General features: G+C 65.6%; 14 protein-coding genes. 9 read left to right on the top strand and 5 right to left on the bottom strand.

The window, feature by feature from the left end; translation table 11 throughout:
• Positions 1-129: 129 nt before the first annotated feature.
• Positions 130-2901, bottom strand: coding sequence for a TonB-dependent receptor (locus tag NDB2M1_RS10725; RefSeq protein ID WP_083554797.1), 2772 nt, complete (start codon positions 2899-2901; stop codon positions 130-132).
• Between the two features lie 551 nt (positions 2902-3452).
• Between NDB2M1_RS10725 and NDB2M1_RS10730 the strand changes: the two genes are divergently transcribed.
• The 8 genes from NDB2M1_RS10730 to NDB2M1_RS10765 are packed head-to-tail and all read left to right on the top strand — an operon-like array spanning position 3453 to position 13384.
• Complete coding sequence (locus NDB2M1_RS10730) at positions 3453-4664, top strand: aromatic ring-hydroxylating oxygenase subunit alpha (RefSeq protein ID WP_072382132.1); 1212 nt, start codon at positions 3453-3455, stop codon at positions 4662-4664.
• Complete coding sequence (locus NDB2M1_RS10735; RefSeq protein ID WP_083554798.1) at positions 4654-5919, top strand: cystathionine gamma-synthase family protein; 1266 nt, start codon at positions 4654-4656, stop codon at positions 5917-5919. The genes NDB2M1_RS10730 and NDB2M1_RS10735 overlap by 11 nt, the downstream gene beginning before the upstream one ends.
• A 3-nt stretch (positions 5920-5922) precedes the next feature.
• Positions 5923-7383 (top strand): FAD/NAD(P)-dependent oxidoreductase, encoded by a 1461-nt coding sequence (locus NDB2M1_RS10740; RefSeq protein WP_072382136.1) that lies wholly within the window; start codon positions 5923-5925, stop codon positions 7381-7383.
• 1 nt (position 7384) lies between these two features.
• Positions 7385-8596, top strand: coding sequence for an NAD(P)/FAD-dependent oxidoreductase (locus tag NDB2M1_RS10745; RefSeq protein WP_253185847.1), 1212 nt, complete (start codon positions 7385-7387; stop codon positions 8594-8596).
• Positions 8593-9852: a sarcosine oxidase subunit beta family protein gene (locus NDB2M1_RS10750; RefSeq protein ID WP_072382138.1), complete on the top strand. Its 1260-nt coding sequence runs from the start codon at positions 8593-8595 to the stop codon at positions 9850-9852. The genes NDB2M1_RS10745 and NDB2M1_RS10750 overlap by 4 nt, the downstream gene beginning before the upstream one ends.
• Before the next feature lie 13 nt (positions 9853-9865).
• Positions 9866-10129: a sarcosine oxidase subunit delta gene (locus NDB2M1_RS10755; protein ID WP_072382140.1), complete on the top strand. Its 264-nt coding sequence runs from the start codon at positions 9866-9868 to the stop codon at positions 10127-10129.
• A complete protein-coding gene (locus NDB2M1_RS10760; protein ID WP_072382142.1) occupies positions 10126-12897 on the top strand; it encodes a 2Fe-2S iron-sulfur cluster-binding protein in 2772 nt (923 codons plus the stop codon). The genes NDB2M1_RS10755 and NDB2M1_RS10760 overlap by 4 nt, the downstream gene beginning before the upstream one ends.
• Positions 12890-13384: an aminomethyltransferase family protein gene (locus NDB2M1_RS10765; RefSeq protein WP_072382144.1), complete on the top strand. Its 495-nt coding sequence runs from the start codon at positions 12890-12892 to the stop codon at positions 13382-13384. Before NDB2M1_RS10760 ends, NDB2M1_RS10765 begins: the two co-directional genes overlap by 8 nt.
• A gap of 48 nt (positions 13385-13432) precedes the next feature.
• Here the strand turns inward: NDB2M1_RS10765 and NDB2M1_RS10770 are convergent, their stop codons facing one another.
• The 3 genes from NDB2M1_RS10770 to NDB2M1_RS10780 form a co-directional block, all read right to left on the bottom strand.
• Positions 13433-14797 (bottom strand): FAD-dependent oxidoreductase, encoded by a 1365-nt coding sequence (locus NDB2M1_RS10770; protein WP_072382146.1) that lies wholly within the window; start codon positions 14795-14797, stop codon positions 13433-13435.
• Positions 14798-14900: 103 nt separating this feature from the next.
• Positions 14901-15299, bottom strand: a complete 399-nt coding sequence (locus tag NDB2M1_RS10775) for a PilZ domain-containing protein (RefSeq protein WP_072382148.1) — start codon at positions 15297-15299, stop codon at positions 14901-14903.
• A 192-nt stretch (positions 15300-15491) separates the two neighbouring features.
• Positions 15492-16199: a pirin family protein gene (locus NDB2M1_RS10780; RefSeq protein WP_072382150.1), complete on the bottom strand. Its 708-nt coding sequence runs from the start codon at positions 16197-16199 to the stop codon at positions 15492-15494.
• 128 nt (positions 16200-16327) lie between these two features.
• Between NDB2M1_RS10780 and NDB2M1_RS10785 the strand changes: the two genes are divergently transcribed.
• Positions 16328-17257 (top strand): LysR family transcriptional regulator, encoded by a 930-nt coding sequence (locus tag NDB2M1_RS10785; protein WP_072382152.1) that lies wholly within the window; start codon positions 16328-16330, stop codon positions 17255-17257.
• A gap of 3 nt (positions 17258-17260) precedes the next feature.
• Here NDB2M1_RS10785 and NDB2M1_RS10790 read toward each other — a convergent pair whose 3' ends face one another.
• Positions 17261-18454: an acyl-CoA dehydrogenase family protein gene (locus NDB2M1_RS10790; protein WP_072382154.1), complete on the bottom strand. Its 1194-nt coding sequence runs from the start codon at positions 18452-18454 to the stop codon at positions 17261-17263.
• Positions 18455-18547: the final 93 nt, after the last annotated feature.

Raw genomic sequence — 18547 nt, forward strand, 5'->3', positions numbered from 1 at the left:
GCCATTTAAGATTGGTCCTGTCGGCCATCGCCATGCGTGTCCATCAACCGTGCCCGTCCGTCATCTTGCATCACCGAAAGGATGGGGGTGGCCCTTGCGGAGCCACCCCTTTCCTTCAGCGGTATCCGATCACAGCTTGGCAGCGATCTTGATACCATAGGTCCGCGGACGCACGATCGTCGAAGTCTTGATGTACTGCGACGAGTTGGTGAACGTCGAGGCGTGCGAGTTGAAGATGTTGTCGCCGAAGATCGTAACCGTCCAGTTGTCCTTGGTGAAGCCGATCTGGCTGTCGACAAGGCCATAGCCGGGCATCTTGTAGCGCAGCACGGTCGTTGCGGGAACGATGATCCCGTTCGGACCCGCCACGTTGCCGTTGCCCGGGACGTTACCGTCCGGATAGGTCGCGGGCTGGTTGAACTGCGCGCTGATGTAGTTGCCACCGACCGCCGCGAACCAGTCCATCCCGTTCTTGCCGGCCCACTCGTAGCGGAAGCGGATGTTGCCCTGGAACTTCGGGCTGAACGGCGTGATGCTGCCGACGGTGCCGAACGGGCTCTGCACGGGCAGAGTCAGCGGGTTGCCTGCCTGATCGTAGCCGTTGCCGAAGCGCTCGGTAATGCAGTTCCCGAAGCTCGACGCCGTCGGGTTGTTGGCGATGAAGCAAGGCGCGTTGGATTGCTTGCTGCTATTGTAGGTTCCCGAAGCGTTGATCGTCAGACCCTCATAAGGACGCGCGAAGATCTGCGCTTCAACACCCTTGATGTTGTAGCTCGGACCGTTGGTCGCGAACGCGGTGTTGCCGAAGCCGGCCGCCGGGTTGAAGAACCCAATCTGGATGTTCTTCCACTGCATGATGTAACCGGACAGGTTGAAGGTCACCTTGCGGTCGAACAGGTCGGTCTTGAGGCCCACTTCGTAGTTGATCAGGTTGTCCGGCGCATAGGCGGCGGGAACCAGCAGCTGGAAGTTGCGTCCGTTGCCGGTGTTGGTCACCGAACCCTTGCCGTCGGCGCCGATGAACGGCAGGCGCGGATCCTGCACGCGGGCCGAAGGACCGCGGTTGAACGCACCCGGACGGAAACCTTCGCTATAGGTGAAGTAGAGCAGCGTGCCCGGCTTCGGCTTCCAGGTGATCGTGCCCTTGCTACGGAAGCCCTTATAGGTCGTCTTCAGGCCGAGCGCGTCGAGGTTCGAGCCCGTCGTGCAAACGGCCACCTGATAGCAGGATGCGCTGAACGACGAGTAGACCGAGCCCTTCTGGTAGTTGTCGTAGTAGTAGTAGCGCGTTCCGCCGGTGAGGGTCAGGTTCGGTGTGATGTCGAAATCGACCGAGCCGAACGCCGCATACTGCTTGTAGCCGCGGGTGATGTCCTGGCCGAAAGCATCACCGATATCGCGCGGGCCGGGACGATTGAGTGTGGCATTCGGGTTGGGTGCAACGCGGCCGAGGCAGACCGGGTTCGGAGCCGCGCCAGCAGCGATCTGTGCCGCCGTTGCCGGTACAAAGTCGAGGCCGCAGTCAGGAATGGTCTTGTACGCCCAGTTCATGTCGTCCTGGATCTTGAAGTTCTCGTAATAGCCACCGACGATGGCCCGGATCCGGCCCGTGTCGGGCGTCGATATGCGGATTTCGTGGCTCTCGTGCGTATTGCGGACCTTGTCCTTCCAGTAGCTGTTCGGCTCGTAGCAATAGGGCGCCGCGCCGACGTTCCAGTAGTAGTTGCCGGCACCGGTGCACTGGTAAAAGATGCCGTAGGTCGCGCGCGCGTAGTTGGTGTAGTCGCCCTGCTGCGTGATGTGGCGGGTCAGGTACGAACCGGTGTAGACCACCTTGAAGTCGCCGACCTTGCCGTTCAGCGTCCAGGCGGTGTTCCAGTAATCGTCCTCGTTGTACTGGGGCGAGAACAGCGTCGACGAAAGACCCGTCAGCGGCGCGTAGTCATAAGTGTAGGTCTGGACGGCGAATGTGCCGCGCGACTTGAGCTTCTGATAGGCCTGCGTGACGAGCAGATCCCAGTCCGGCGTGACCTGCCAGGCCAGCGCCGCGCGCGCGCCAGTGTAGTCGACCGGGTTGAAGTTGTCTTCAACCAGAGCCTGGTTGTTGTACTGGCCCTGACGGCTCTGCTGGTCCGGGGTCAGCTGGTTGCCGTTGCCCTGGTACGACAGGTAGTACGAACCAAGGTCAGTCGGCCGACGCGTGAAGGTCGAGAACTTGTTGTCGATGTAGCCGCCGCGGTGATCGGTATAGGCCACCACGCGAACCGCCAGCTTGTCCTCGATGATCGGCACGTTGATCATCGCATTGAACGAGCCGTTGGTGCTGCCACCGGAGGTGCCGCCAAAGCTGCCTTCGAAGCGGCCTTCGAACTTGCTCAGCTTGGGCTTGTTGGTGATGTAGCGAACCACACCAGCCTGCGCGCCGCCGCCGAAGAGGGTGCCCTGCGGACCTTCGAGCACTTCGACGCGCTCCATGTCCGCGACATAGACGTCGACGTTGCGCGCCGGGAACTGCAGCGCCTGGTCATCGAGATAGACGGCCACGTTCGGGAAGCCGCCGATCGTCGCCGAGGACTGCTGGCCTGCGAAGCCCGCCGAAAGACCACGCAGGAAGATCGCGCCCTGGCCCGGACCGTTGTTCGAGAAGGTGACGTTCGGGGTGTACTTGAGCAGGCCTTCGATCGACGTCACGTTGAGCTTGCTCAGCGTGTCGGTGCTGAACGCCTGCAGGGTCAGCGGCACGTCCTGGATCGACTGGTCACGGCGCTGCGCCGTCACGATGATCACATCGGAGCTGGTGGAGTCGGCCTCGGCCTGCGGCGCGGACTGCGCCAGCGCCAGTTCGCCCGAGCCGAGCGCGACTGCAGCAGCAGCGCACGACAACATAAACCGTGATTTCATGTGTACCCCCATCTTTCTCATTTCCCGCCCGGCACCTGACCGGGGCCCTCAAAACCACGCCGACGGCGCGTGCATGTCGCGGAAAGGATCAGAGACATCCTGCAGGAAACTGTGTGAAGGGCACTTCACTTGGCCGCTTTCACTGGTTCTGCCTCATCCGGCCGAACCATCCCCGAGCAGGCAATTCCCTGATTTTACTCCCCGTTTTCAGCACGCTCATCGTCGCGTTTGGACAAGCCTAGGTCAAAGCAAGGCCTAAATCCACCCCAAGATTGCGGCGCTGCAACGTCGCGGGCGATTGTGGCTTTTTGGTCCTCCTTGCCGTGCATAGGTTTGCGCACGCGCACAAAGCACTGATATTGCTGAAATTTGCTCGAAATTGGACGAAATCGTAACCATCCGCCGGTGCCGTATGGGCGTTCACGGCGCCCGCGAGCCATGCCTTTTTGTCAATTTTCCATGGCGGCATAAGGAAATCCGATTGGCTGCATTGGCCTGCTTGGTCCACCCGATGGCATATTCGTTCCTCGTCTCATCGGGACAACCCACACATGATCGACCTCAGCCGGATCGGCTCGCTTCTGGACCAGCGGCCGGCAGGCCACTGCCTCCCCCAGGCTCTCTATAACGACGCCGAGGTCTTCGACTTCGACATGGCCGCCATCTACGGCACCAGCTGGCTCATGGCCGGTTACGAGTGCGAGCTGCCTAAGGCCGGCAGCTACATCTCGCAGATGGTCGGCAAGTGGCCGGTGCTCATCGTCAAGGGCCGCGACGGCGAGATCCGCGCCTTTCACAACACCTGCCGCCACCGCGGCTCGATCCTGTGCGCCGCCGGCAAGGGCGCGGCGCCCAAGATCGTGTGCCCCTACCACCGCTGGACCTACGAGCTCGACGGCTCGCTGCTGTCCGCCATGCGCATGGAAGCCGATTTCGACAAGGCGAGCCACAGCCTGCGCCCGATCCAGCTCGAACGCGTCGCCGGCTGCCTGTTCATCTGCTTCGACGACAATCCGCCGCCGTTCAACGAGTTCGCGCTTCGGCTCGAGGAGTACCTCGCGCCGCATGACCTCAAGAACGCCAAGCTCGCGTTCGAGAGCACGATCATCGAATACGCCAACTGGAAGCTGGTGATGGAGAACGGGCGCGAGTGCTATCACTGCGCAACCGGTCACCCGGAACTGGCCCGCACCTTCCCGGTCGGCATGTCGAAGCATTTCGAGATCGATGGCGATACCCAGGTCCAGACCTTCCACGAAACGATGGCCGCCGTGGGGCTTGCCACCGAGGCAATCGAAGGCGAGTGGTGGCAGCTCGCGCGCTTCCAGCTCAATCCGCAGGTCGTCTCGCTGTCGATGGACGGCAAGCATCTCGTCAAGAAGCTGATGTGCGACCTCAATGGCGGCGATATCGGTTCGATGCGCCTTGCCGTCGATCCGCACTGCTTCACCCATTCGACCGCCGACCACACCTTCATGTTCAGCGCGATGCCCATCGGTCCGCACGAGACCGCGGTGACCGGCAAGTGGCTCGTCCACAAGGATGCGGTAGAGGGCGTCGACTACTCGGTCGAGGAACTGGCGGACCTGTGGACGCGCACCAACCTGCAGGACAAGGAACTGGCGGAAAACAATCAGCTCGGCGTGAACAGCCCCGGCTACGTCCCCGGTCCCTATTCGCAGGAGGCCGAGATGCTCGCGCTGCGCTTTACCGACTGGTACTGCGACACCGCCCGCAAGTATGTCGAGACGCATGGCCGCTGATTCTCTCAAGGGGTTACGCCCCGAAACCCTCGCCGTCGCCTTCGGTTATGATCCCGCCGAGGCGCTCGGCGCGGTCAAGCCGCCGGTCTACCTGACCTCGACCTTCATCTACCCCAGCGCCCAGCACGCCAAGGACGTCCACGAGGCGTTCTTCGACGGCACCGGGCCGCTGGCGGGGAAGAAGGGTGAGGGACATATCTATTCGCGCCTTGGCCATCCGGGGCTCGACATTCTGGAATCCCGCCTTGCCGCGATTGACGGGGCGGAGGCGGCTGCCGCGTTCTCGTCAGGGATGGCAGCGCATTCCTCCATCGCGCTCACGTTCGTGAAGCCGGGTGACAGCGTTCTCCATGGCCGCCCGATCTATGGCGGGGTGGACATGCTTTATGGCTCGGTGATGCCGGGCTTTGGCACCCACGTCGAAACCTATACCGACGGCTGCGATCCCAATGCCGTGCGCGCTGCTGCCCGGGCTGCGCTGGCCAAGGGGCCGCTGGCGCTGATCGTGGCGGAAACCCCGGCCAATCCGACTGCTGCCATGGTCGATCTTGACCTCATGGTCGCGGTTGCCGACGAGATCGGCCGCGAGACGGGGCGGCGGCCGCTGGTCGTGGTGGACAACACCTTGCTCGGTCCCTTCGCGCAGCGTCCGATCGAGCATGGTGTCGACCTGTGCATGACCTCGCTCACGAAGTACTGCGCCGGGCACAGCGACCTGCTGGCGGGCGGGGTCAGCGGCAGGCTGGAGCTGATCCACCAGCTGCGCACCTTGCGCACCACCTGGGGCAACCATCTCGATCCGTTCACGGCATGGCTCGTCGTGCGCAGCCTCGAATCCGCCGCCGTGCGGATCGAGCGGGCCATGAGCAATGCGCGGCAGGTGGCGGAGTTCCTGCGCGATCATCCCAAGGTCGCGGGCGTCACCTATCTCGGCTTCCTGCCCGAAGGCAGCCCGGCCAAGGCGGTCTATGACCGCCAGTGCAAGGGCGCGGGCTCGACCTTCTCGTTCCACCTCCACGGCGGCGAAGCAGAATCCTTCCGCATGCTCGATGCGCTGAAGCTCCTGAAGCTCGCGGTCAGCCTCGGTGGATCGGAAACGCTGATCTGCCATTCGGCGACGACCACCCATTATGCCGTCCCGCGCGAAGGGCGTCTCGCGGGTGGCATCACCGACGGCACGATGCGCCTGTCCGTCGGGCTCGAACACGCCGATGATATCATCGCCGACCTTTCCCAGGCACTAGAGGCTGTCTGAACCATGCACCTGAACAACGGCACCGATCCCCACGCGATCGGCACGAAGCTCCCTGCGCCCGAAGCGCGTTATGACATGGTCGTCGTCGGCGCGGGGCCTGCGGGCCTTGCCGCCGCGCTCGCCGGGGCAGGGGAGGGCAAGTCGGTGCTCCTCGTCGACGAGAACCCGATCCCGGGCGCGGCGATGGGCAACGACGTGCCGCTGCTGTTCGGCGGCCGCATGACCACCGCCACGCAGAGCGCTGTGCGCATGCTCGAGACCGTGTTCATGAGCGAGCCGCAGCTTGAGGCCGCGATGGAAGCGGGTGTCGAAGTGCTCCTCGGCACCAGCGCCTGGGGCGTCTATCGCAATGGCCCCGGCATGACAGGACTTCCGGAAAGCGTCGTCGCGCTGGCGGACAAGGATCGCGGCTGGATCGTCGGCTACAACGAACTCGTCCTCGCCACCGGCGCGCGTGATCTCGCCATCGGTTTCCCGGGCTGGAACCAGCCCGGCGTGATGGGCGCCGCCGCGCTCGAACGCCTGCTCGCACATTACGAAGCTTTCGCGGGCAAGCGCATCCTGATCGTCGGCAGCCACGATCTCGCGCTCGAAACCGCGCTGCTGGCGCGCGACAAGGGCGTCGAGGTCGCCGGCCTCGTCGAAGTGCGCAGCGCGCCGCAGGGCGATGCCGCGCTCGCCGAAGCCGTCCGCGCCGCGCAGATTCCCTTCTTTCTCGAAGACGCCCCAGCCGAGGCCATCGGCGGTATCGACGGCGTAGAGCGCGTCCGCCTGCGTTCGGGTGCCGAGATCGCGGTCGATACGATCGTCCTCGCCATCGGCCTTGTCCCTTCGATCGAGTTGATCGACGCGATGGGCGGCAAGCGCGTGCTTGATGGTGCGCGCGGCGGCTATATTCCGGGCGAAAACGAGGGCGTCACCTGCGTCGGCGACTGCGCCGGCCTTGCTGACACCGGCTTCGACCATGTCGAATACCGCATGGAATGGGCGCGTGAACTCGGCGCGCTCTCGAAACCCGACACCATCGTCTGCCAGTGCGAGGAAGTGACCCGCGCCGACCTGCTCGGCGTCCAGCCCCCGCGTTACCTCGAGCGCCCCGCGCCGATGCAGGCCCGTTCGCTCGATACGCTGATCAAGGACGGCCCGCCGAACCCGGATCAGATCAAGCGCCTCACCCGCGCCGGCATGGGTGTGTGCCAAGGCCGCCGCTGCCGGGATCAGGTGGCGATGATGCTGGCGATGGCAGCAGACGGCCCCTTCGGCTCGGTTCCGCTTGCCACGCACCGCGCGCCGGTCCGCCCGCTGCCGCTGCGCATCCTCGCGGACTGGGAGGAAAGCGAAGAGATGCGCGCCGGGTGGGACGTCTGGTTCGGCATCCCGACGCAATGGGTGCCCTACCGGGACATCGACACGCCGCGCGAGCGCGAGCACCAGACTGCCATTGCCGAAGGGTGGAGCCTCTAAGATGACCTACGTCGGTATGCCCACTCCGAAGGAAACCCCGCAGGAAACCATGGCGAAGATCGCCGGGACTGCGGCTGGTATGAAAGTCGTCATTGTCGGCGGCGGTGTCTCCGGCCTCAGCGCCGGCTGGTGGCTCGCTCGGTCCGGTGCGCAGGTGACGGTGCTCGACAAGGGCATCGTCGGCTGGGAAGCCTCGGGTCGCAACGGCGGCGGCGCCTCGCACTACCAGAGCCCGCTGTTCGAGGAAGAGCAGCGCATGTGGCCGCACATGGACGAACTGCTTGGCTATCCCACCGAGCACCAGCAGGAACGCCTCGTCATCGCGGTCAGCCCCAAGCAGTTGAATCAATACCATTATCTCGCCAAGATGAACAACGACATGGGCTACCGTGTCGATCTGCTCGATGGCGATCAGGTGCGCAGTATGGTGCCGCTCGCCGGGGACAACTGCCTTGGCGGGATGCACTACCGCTTCGGGGGCCACGCCAACCCACAGCGCAGCGTGCAGGCCTATGCATGGGCGCTGCAGGACCTTGGCGGGCGCATTTACCAGCACAACCCCGTCACCGGGTTCGAGACCGAAGGCGGCAAGGTCGTCGCTGTCCACGCCACCAGCGGTCGCCACGAATGCGATGCGGTCGTCGTCGCGGCTGGCCCGCAGATTCAGGGCCTTATGGCCAAGCTCGGAGTCGTAGTTCCGCTCGCCGCCGCACGCGCGGAGATGATCGTGACCGAACCCGCCCCGATGATGCCCATCGGCGGTGTCGACGGGAACGGCCTCTATGGCCGCCAGACCCTGCGCGGCAATCTCGCTTACGGCGGCGGCCCGCACGAATGGCTCGAAACCTTCGAGGCAGGCCCGCCCGCGCGTCCGTCCTCGCCGCTCACGCGCAACCTCGCGCGGCGCGTGGCCGAATTGTTCCCCAAGGCCGCGCATCTCAACGTGATCCGCTCGTGGGCCGGTATCGTCGAGAACACGCCCGACGGCCGTCCGATCATCGACCGGATGAAGGACCCCGAGAACGTCACCGTCATCACCATGTCCGGCGTCGGCTTCGGCCTCTCGCCCGCCTCGGGCCACGCGGTGCGCGATCTTGTCGTCGACGGGCAGTGCAGCTTCACCGACATCAAGAAGCTCAGCCTCTCGCGCTTTGACGGCATCGGCGCGGATTGGCGCGAACAGCGCGGCTGGCAGGCCCCTCAAGCCGCATGAAGACTCCCTATTCCGCCTTCAGCCTGCTGCGCGGCGCGCTGAACGGGCAAAAGCATTGGGAACCGGCGTGGCGCGATCCGGAGCCCCGCGCGAGTTATGACGTCATCATCATCGGCGGCGGCGGGCATGGGCTTGCCACCGCCTATTACCTCGCCAAGGTGCACGGCATCCGCAACGTCGCGGTGCTGGAGAAGAGCTGGATCGGCGGCGGCAATGTCGGGCGCAACACTACGCTGGTGCGCTCGAACTACCGCCTGCCGCAGCTGCACAACTTCTTCGAGTTCGGCCTCAAGCTCTGGCACAATCTCAGCGACGATCTCAATTACAACGTCATGTTCAGCCCGCGCGGCGCGATGTTCCTCGGCCACAACGATGGCGACATGATCAAGCTTGCCGAACGCGGCGATGCCATGCGCTGCGACGGGATCGACGCGGAACTGCTCACCCCGAAGCAGATCGCCAAGATCGAGCCGCTGCTCGATCTTTCGCGGGGCGCCCGCTTCCCCATCGACGGCGCGCTGATTCAGTGGCGCGCCGGCACCGCGCGGCACGATGCTGTCGCCTGGGGCTATGCCCGCGCGGCCGATGCGCTGGGGGTCGATATCATCCAGAAGTGCGAGGTCACCGGCTTCGTTAAGGACGGCAATCGGATCACCGGCGTCGAGACCACGCGTGGCCGCATCCTCGCGGGCCGCACCGGCATCTGCGTCGCAGGCCACAGTGGCCATGTCGCGGGCCTCGCCGGCCTGCGCCTGCCGATTGAATCGCAGACCTTGCAGGCACTCGTCACCGAAGGCGTCAAGCCGATGGTGCAGTCGGTCATCATGTCGCAGTCGCTCCACTTCTACGTCAGCCAGTCCGACAAGGGCGGCATCGTCATGGGCGGCGATCCGGACAACTGGCCGAGCTATGCCCGCCGCGGCCAGCCGACGATCAAGGAGCATGCCATCGCGCAGGCCGTCACCTGCATGCCCGCGCTCTCGCGTCTCCGGATGTTGCGCACCTGGTCGGGCGTGACCGACATGAGCTTCGATGGTTCCCCGATCATAGGTCCTTCGCCCATCGACGGGCTCTATCTCAACGCTGGCTGGTGCTACGGCGGCTTCAAGGCAACGCCCGCTTCGGGCTGGACGTATGCCCACACGCTCGCCACTGGCAAGCCGCACGAACTGAACGCGCCCTTCAGCCTCGAACGATTCATGACCGGCGCCACGATCGACGAAACGTCCGTCGGTCCTTTCCCGAACCACCGCTGAGACGGGCAACGCGATGTACCAGATCACCTGTCCCCACTGCGGCCCGCGCGCCCAGACCGAGTTTACTTACGAGCGCACGACCGACTCCGTCGTCGATCCCGCCGGCGATACCCACGCCGCGATGCAGGCGCTCTACACCCGCGCCAATCCGATGGGCCTTGACGATGAAATCTGGCGCCACACATATGGCTGCCGCGCGTGGATGGTGCTCACCCGCCACCGCGTGACGCACGAGATCCGTGCCGTCAAAGCCATCGGTCCGGAGGCGCTGCCATGAGCGGTCCTTCGCGCAGCGCGACGGGTGACGAGACGATCCCGTTCACCTTCGACGGCAACACTTATCATGCCCGCCCCGGCGACACGCTCGCCGCCGCGCTGCTCGCCAATGGCGTCGGCCTCGTCGGCCGCAGCTTCAAATACCACCGCCCGCGCGGGATCATGACGGCCGGGATCGAGGAGCCAAACGCGCTCGTCACCGTTGGCACCGGTGGCCGCACCGAGCCCAACACGCGCGCGACCGACGTGTTCGTCTATCCCGGCATGGTGGCGAAGAGCCAGAACCGCTGGCCCAGCCTGTCTTTCGACGTCGCCTCGATCTTCGGGCTCGCCGCGCCTGCGCTAGGCGCCGGGTTCTACTACAAGACATTCTTCGGCCCGGCGAAGCACTGGATGCTCTACGAGGGCTTCATCCGCCGCGCCGCCGGCCTCGGCAACGCGCCGACCGAGGCGGACCCGGATAACTTCTCGCACAAGGCCGGGTTCTGCGACGTACTTGTCGTCGGCGCCGGTCCAGCTGGCCTCAAGGCCGCACTCGCCGCGGCCGAAGCAGGCAAGCGCGTCATGCTCGTCGAGCAGGATGCCGTCCCCGGCGGTTCGCTGCTGCGTGATCCCGATCCCGCGATCGATCCTGCCGCCATGATCGCGCGGATCAAGGCGCTCGGCGGTGAAGTCCTGCTGCGCACGACCGCGTCGGGCTATTGGGACCACAACTTCCTTACGCTAACCCAGCGCCTCGTCGAACCCGGCGCGGTGCCGCCGCACGGTTTCGCCCAGCGGCTCTGGCACGTGCGGGCAGGGCGGGTGATCCTCGCCACCGGCCTGATCGAGCGCCCGGTGCCCTTCGCCAACAACGACCATCCCGGCGTGATGCTCAGCCAGGCCGTGCGCAGCTATGTCCGCCGCTGGGGCGTACTGCCCGGCAAGCGCGTCGTCATCGCCACCAACAACGACGATGCCTACCTGACTGCCGAGGCGCTCGTCGCAGCGGGTGCAGAGGTCGTGGCGCTGCTCGATGCCCGCGCCCCCGGCAGCGGTCCTACCGCGCCTGCCGGTGTTCAGGTTTTCTACGATGCAAAGCCCGCGAAGGTCATCGGCCGCAAGCATGCGCTGCGCAAGGTCACTGCCGTCATCGGCGGCAGCGAGCACAGCTTCGACGCCGATCTGATCGCGGTATCGGGCGGCTTCGTCCCGGTCGCGCACCTCCACATGCAGGCGGGCGGCAAGCTGACATGGAACGAGGCTGCGCAGGCCTTCATCCCGGGCGAGACGCCGCAGGCTTGCGAGACCGTCGGCGCTGCGCTCAATCCGCCATCCGCGCCCGCCATCGCGCCCGCCGGGAAGGCCAAGACCAGCTTCGTAGACTTCCAGAACGACGTCAGCCTCGCGGACATCGATCTCGCCTGGCAGGAAGGCTACCGCTCGGTCGAGCACCTCAAGCGCTACACCACGCTCGGTATGGCGACCGATCAGGGCAAGACCAGCAACATGGTCGCGCTCTCGCGCCTTGCCGAAAAGCAGCATGTAACCGTGCCCGAGGCCGGTCTCACTACGTTTCGCCCGCCGTTCACGCCCGTCACCATGGGCCTCATGGCGGGCGCCGGCGCACGCAATGCGGGGGCACACGTGCGCCGGATCCCCTTGCACAGTCTGCACGAGGCGCACGATCCGATCTGGCAGCCGCTCGGCTACTGGTTCCGCCCGCGCGCCTATCCGGTGAACGGCGAGAGCTTGCAGCAAGCCGCCCTGCGCGAAGCCCGCACCGTGCGCACCGTGGCGGGCCTCAGCGACGTTTCCACGCTCGGCAAGTTCGAGGTCAGCGGCCCCGACGCCGCCGCGTTGCTTGAACTGGTCTGCGCAACCACAGTCGGCAAGCTCGCCGTCGGACGCGGCCGCTACACCTTCATGTGCCGCGAAGACGGCTTCGTGAACGACGATGGCACCGTCTGGCGCCTCGCCGAAAACCGCTACCTGCTGACAAGCTCGACCGGCGGCGCGGACCGCATGGCGCACTTCATCTCCTACGTGCGCAACTCGCTGCGGCCGGACCTCAAGTGCTCCGTCGTCAACGTGCAGGAGCATTACGCCGGGATCGCGCTCGCCGGACCCCAGGCGCGCGCCATCCTTGCGTCGCTGATCGGCGCCGAACCCCCGCGCCACATGGGCTATGCTCCCGGCGTGCTCGCAGGCGTTCCGGTCCATGTTCTCGCCGCCAGCTACAGCGGCGAACGCGCCTTCGAAATACATGTCGAGGCGACGCATGCCGCACCCGTCTGGCAGGCCATCGAACACGCAACCCGCGCGGCAGGCGGCGCGCCCTATGGCCTCGAGGCCATGGAACTGCTGCGGATCGAGAAGGGTCACGTGGTCGTCGGCGGCGAAGTCGATGGTCGCAGCACGCCGCACGATCTCGGCCTTGGCGGCATGCTCAACAAGGCGGGCGGCTTCATCGGCGCGGCTGGCCTGACGCGGCCTGCACTCAGCGCGCCGGATCGCAATAACCTCGTCGGCCTCGTCAGCCTCGATGGCCCGATCCCCGAAGGCGGCATGCTGATCCAGCGCGCGGGTCAGTCGCCGCAAGGCCATGTCACCGCCGCCGCGCGCCGCATCCTCGAAGGCGGCGCCATCGCGCTCGCTTTGCTTCAGGGCGGGCATAAGCGGCACGGCGAGGAATTGATCGTCACCTCGCCCACGCGCGGCGAAAAGGCGCGCGTCCGCGTGACCGCACCGCACTTCTATGATGCCGCCGGGGAACGCTACCGTGACTGAACCGACATCGATCACCATGCTCCCGGCTGCACCGCTCCACGCGCTGGAGATCTGGAGCAACCCGCAGGCCGTCGCCACGCGCATCGAGAAGGCGCTGGGTTTTGCGCTGCCGGTGATGAACCGCAGCGCGGGCAATGATGCCATCACCTTGCTGCGTTACGAGCCGACCGTCTGGCTCGTTGAAGGGGATGTGGCCGTGATCGCGGATACCCTTGGCGATGACGGCGCATTGACGGCGATCGGTGGCGGGATCGTCCGCATGCGCCTTGCCGGGCCGCACTGGCGCGACCTGCTGCTCGAAGGCGGCTTCTTCGATACCAGCGCCGCCGCGTTCCCGGCGGGCGCCACGGCCGCGACAGTCATCGACCACGTCGGCGTGCGCCTTTGGGCCGAAAGCGACGATGCTTGCATCGCCTACGTGCCTGCCAGCTATGCGCTCAGCCTGCACCACTTCTGGGATGAGGCCCTGCCGCTGCTGGGGGCATAACCTTCCTCGTCACCCCGGGCTTGATCCGGGGTCCCGCTTCGTTCCGTCTCAGTGAATCCGCGCGCCCTGCCGCTTGAGCTCGGCCTGCACCGCCGCGATATCCACCTGCGCGAAATCCCGCCCCGTCTTCACCGAAAGCGCCGCGGCCACGCCCGCGCCCTGGCCTGACACCGCGCAGCACATCATGTTGCGCACCGCGGCATGGCTCACCTTGTCGCCGCCGATCACCCGGCCCGCGACGATCAGGTTCGTGATCCCCTTGGGTACGAGCGAACGGTAGGGCACGTGGAAATAGCGCCCGGTCGTCGGCAGGATCAGCAGCCCGTAGCCATCGATGAACTCCGGGAAGATCCCGATGGAATCGTCGAACCGCGCCTCGCCCCGCACGTCGCCGCCGGTCATGTTGTAGAGCGCATCGATCTTGCGCGTGTCGCGGATGCCGAGGGTCATCCCGAAATTGCGCAATTTGGCCCCTTCGCACCCCGGCATGAACGCGCGCAGCGCCGCGATGGCGTGCATTGCATCGGCGCGGCCGTCCATCTCGCCGCGCGTCAGGCTGTCGGGATCGGTGCCGTCGAGGTAATGGTGGACGAGGTTGAGGTAGGTGAGATCGCCTTGATCCGAAACCGTGCCCCACGTACCCGCGATGGTCGCAAGGTTCTCCGGCAGCAGTCCAGCCTTGAGCGCCTGCCGGAACGGCTTCCTCAGGAACGGCGAGAACATTGCGTCTTCCTTGCCGCTCGTCGTGATGTCCCACTCGCCGCCGCCGGACCAGTCGCCATAGGTCTGCGGATCGGCCTTCACCGCCTCGATGAAGCGCGCCTTGTTCACCCCGCTCATCGAGAACATCACCGAGACGGACATCATCTCGTCGACCGGATGCTTGATCGTCGGCGCGCCGCCGCGATAGGCAAGGTCCGCATCGCCGGTGGCGTCGATAACCCGCTCTGCTAGGATCGCCTCGCGCCCAGCCTTGCTTTCGACGATCACGCCCCTGATCACATCGCCTTCCATGATCGGAGCGACGACGAGCCGGTGCAACATCGGGATGACGCCGGCTTCCTTCACCAGCACGTCGGCCACATGCTTGAAGGCTTCGGCATCGAGCGCATGGCTGATCGATTGCGGCTCGGGCAGCGCGGCGTCCATCGCGATCGCGCGGTCCTCGAATTCGCGGCCGATGCCTTCGCTGTCGATGGTCGTCGGGTGGCGATACCAGGCAAAGCCTTCGACGCCGACTTGCGTGATATTGCCGCCAAAACAGCCATAGCGTTCAACCAGAGTCGTCTTCACCCCCGCGCGCGCCGAAGCCAGCGCCGCCGCAAGGCCGCCCGGGCCGGAGCCCACCACCAGCACGTCGGTCTCGTGGATCACGTCGATCCGGCGGGCGGGTTCTTCGATCTGTCTGGTCATGGCCGCGCAGCATGACGCCTGCGCAAGTCCGGTCAACCGGCGCGGCGAACGCTGGTTCCCATCAAGAAAAACTGATGCAGGGCTTCAGTCCGGCTGATGCAAGTCAGACGCGGCGGATGCGCGAAGGGTCGGTCATCGGCGTGACGACACGGTGCCGTGTCTCGACCTTCCATTCGCCGGAAACCTGCGCGACATGCGCCTGCCGCTGCAGCGCGCGGCCAAGTGCTTCGAGATCGAGCGGCGCATCAAGCTGCATGCCGAACGTGTGACCGCTGAACCAGCGGACGATCCCGGTCGCTTCCTGTTCGCCCGGCAGCACCACCAGCACCCGCTCTCCGCGCACCGGCGCCGGCCCGCGCGCGCTCGCGCCAAGTCCGGTCTCGGAGACGTTGCGGATGACGATATCCTGAACTTCGCCGTCGCGGTGGATCAGGCGAGCGCGGATGATCCGCGGCTGGCGCTGGGCCCGCACGACCTGATCCGTCGGTGGAATGGGAGCCATGAATGACATCTACCGCACCATCACCTTGCAACGAGCCTCTTGGCGCTGGTCCGGCGCCACCAGCCCATTGTGGACCAAGAACGGTAAATGATCCGTTATGGATCGTCTTTCAGTCATTCGAATTGAGCAATAATTCCTGACAAATGCCATTGCAGGGAGCCCGGAGCAGGTCCGAAACTCCCCGCTAACGCTTCAGGCAGCGTCAACCATGACGATCTCGCTGTCTTCCAGCGCGGTCACGGTCAGCACTTCGAGATCGCGAATCGCCGCGCCGTCGCGGGCGTTCACGGTCACGTCCGCGATCTTCACCGCACCGGTGGCGGGGACGAGGTAGGCCCTGCGGTCCTTGCCCAGCGGATAGCTCGCGGTTTCACCGGCGCGCAAGGTCGCGCCGAGAACGCGGGCATCGGTGCGGATGGGAAGGGCATCGCCGTCGGTCTGGTCATTGGCATAGCCCGAAGCGAGCGCCACGAATTGCCCGGCGCGCTCGCCCTTGGGGAAGGGACGGGCACCCCAGCCGGGGGCTTCGCCGCTGCGGGTCGGCATGATCCAGATCTGGAAGATGCGCGTGGTCACGTCCTCCATGTTGTATTCCGAATGGCGGATGCCGGTGCCCGCGCTCATCACCTGCACATCGCCCGCTTCGGTCCGGCCTTTGTTGCCAAGGCTGTCCTGGTGGGTGATCGCGCCTTCGCGGACGTAGGTGATGATCTCCATGTCGCGGTGCGGGTGCGGCGGGAAACCGCTCTTCGGCGCGATCGTATCGTCGTTCCACACGCGCAGGTTGCCCCAATGCATGCGCGCCGGATCGTGGTACTCGGCGAACGAGAAGTGATGCTTGGCATCGAGCCAGCCGTGGTTCGCACCGCCGAGGCTGGCAAAGGGGCGCAGTTCGATCATGACCTGTTCTCCTGTCATGCGCCCGCCACGGGAACGGGCAGGGCGCCTTCGTTGGAGCCGATATAGCGGTTGCCTGCTTTCCTGTTCAGTGGGATAAAGTGCACCGATTTGTTCGATGGAGCTGAACAGTGGCTAATCCCGGTACGCCCACGCTTGATCAGTTGCGCATCTTTCTCACGATTGTCGATACCGGCAGTTTTGCGGGTGCGGCACGCCAATTGGGCCGGGCCGTTTCCGTGATCAGCTACGGTGTTGCCAACCTGGAGGCCCAACTGGGCGTCATCCTGTTCGACCGCGAGGGCACGCGCAAGCCGCAGCTCACCACCGCCGGCCGCGCGCTGCTGGCAGAGGCGCGCGCCATTGCGCAGGGCGTCGATGGCCTTCGCGCGAAAGTGAAGGGCTTGCTCGACGGGCTGGAAGCCGAAGTCGATCTTGCGGTCGACGTCATGGTCCCACCCGAACGCCTCGCAACCGTGCTGCGCGGGTTTGCGACGGAGTTCCCAACGGTTCAGCTGCGGCTTCACGTCGAGGCGCTGGGCGCGGTCAGCGCGATGGTGCAGGCGCGCACGGCCACCATCGGGATTTCCGGCCCGCTGGCCGCCGAAATGGCCGAGATCGACGGCAGAGTGGCCGGAGCGACGTTGCTGGTGCCGGTCGCGGCGCCCGATCACCCCCTCGGCCGCATGACCGAGATCCTGCCCGGCGCCGGGCGCGACTACATCCAGCTGGTGCTGTCGGACCGCTCGGGCACCACTGCGGGGCGCGATTTCGGGGTGGTCAGTCCCAAGACCTGGCGTCTTGCCGATCTCGGCGCCAAGCATGCCCTGCTGCGCGAGGGGATCGGTTGGGGCAACATGCCGCTGCCGATGGTGGAGGGTGATCTGGCGGCGGGCACGCTCACCCGCCTTGCCATGCCCGATCACCCCGGCGGCGCCTATCGCTTTACCGCGATCTGGCGCCGCGATACCCCGCCGGGGCCAGCCGCGCGCTGGCTGCTCGATCAGTTCGTGGCGCTTGCCGAGGGCGACGGCGAGGTGTGCAACATGCCTGAGGTCTGAGGTTCAGCCGACGCCTGCGGCAAAGTCCTTCAGCATCTGCTTGGCGATCACCAGCTGCATGATCTGGGTGGTGCCTTCGTAGATGCGGTAGATGCGCGCATCGCGGAAGAACCGCTCGGCCTCATACTCGGCGAGGTAGCCCGCGCCGCCATGGATCTGCACGCAGCGGTCCGCCACGCGTCCGCACATCTCCGAGGCGAACATCTTGAAAGCGGCGGCTTCCATCAGGATCTTCTGCCCCGCATCCGCCTTGGCGATCGCATCGCGCATCATGCACTGCGCGGCGTAGATTTCGGCCTGGCTGTCCGCCAGCATCGCCTGGATCAGCTGGAACTGCGCGATCGGCTCGCCAAAGGCCTTGCGCTCGTTCGCATAGCGGATCGCCGTATCGAGGAACCGCCGCGCCTGCGCCGTCGCTGCCGCGCCCACCGAAAGCCGCCCGTTGTCGAGGCTCTGCATCGCGGTCGCAAAGCCCTTGCCTTCCTCGCCGCCCAGCAATGCCTCGCCCGGCACATAGACATCCTCGAGGATGATGTCGCCGATATGGCTGCCTTGCTGGCCCATCTTCCTGTCGGACTTGCCGCGCGTCACCCCCGGCGTGTCGAGCGGCACGAGGAAGGCCGAGACATGCGCATTCCTCGGCAGGTTCTCCTTGCTCGTGCGCGCCATGATCAGGCCCACTTTCGCATAGGGCGCATTGGTGATGTAGCGCTTGGTGCCGTTCAGCACGTAGCCATTGCCCGAACGCACAGCCATCGTCGCGAGCCCTGCGGAATCCGAGCCCGAACCCGGCTCGGTCAGCCCGAACGCGGCTATCTCGCCCGCCGCCAGCCGTGGCAGCCATTCGGCCTTCTGTTCCGGCGTGCCCGCATTCTTGATCGCCGAACAGACCATGCCGATGTTGATCGAGATGATCGAGCGGAACGCCGGCATCGCGTAGCTGATCGCGTGGATTGTCTCGATATACTGGCTGATGTTCATGCCCGCGCCGCCGTATTCCTCGGGCATCGTCAGGCCGAACAGCCCCATCTCGCGCATTTCGGCAAGCAGGTCCTCGGGGATCGCATCTCCCGCGATGACCTGCGCCTCGGCCGGAATCAGCCGCTCGCGCACATAGCGCTGCAGCTGTTCGAGGAACTGGGCGAAAACCTCCGGGTCCATGCCGGGATTCAGGCCTGCGCCGCTCGCATTGCTCATCAGGTCGTCCTCATCGTTTTGCTTTTCTTTCCAACGCTAGCCAAGAATCCGGCGCGGGGGAATGACCCTTTGCGCACCCTATCAGGGCGAATG

This window comes from Novosphingobium sp. NDB2Meth1 (assembly GCF_900117425.1).
Taxonomy (GTDB): Bacteria; Pseudomonadota; Alphaproteobacteria; order Sphingomonadales; family Sphingomonadaceae; genus Novosphingobium.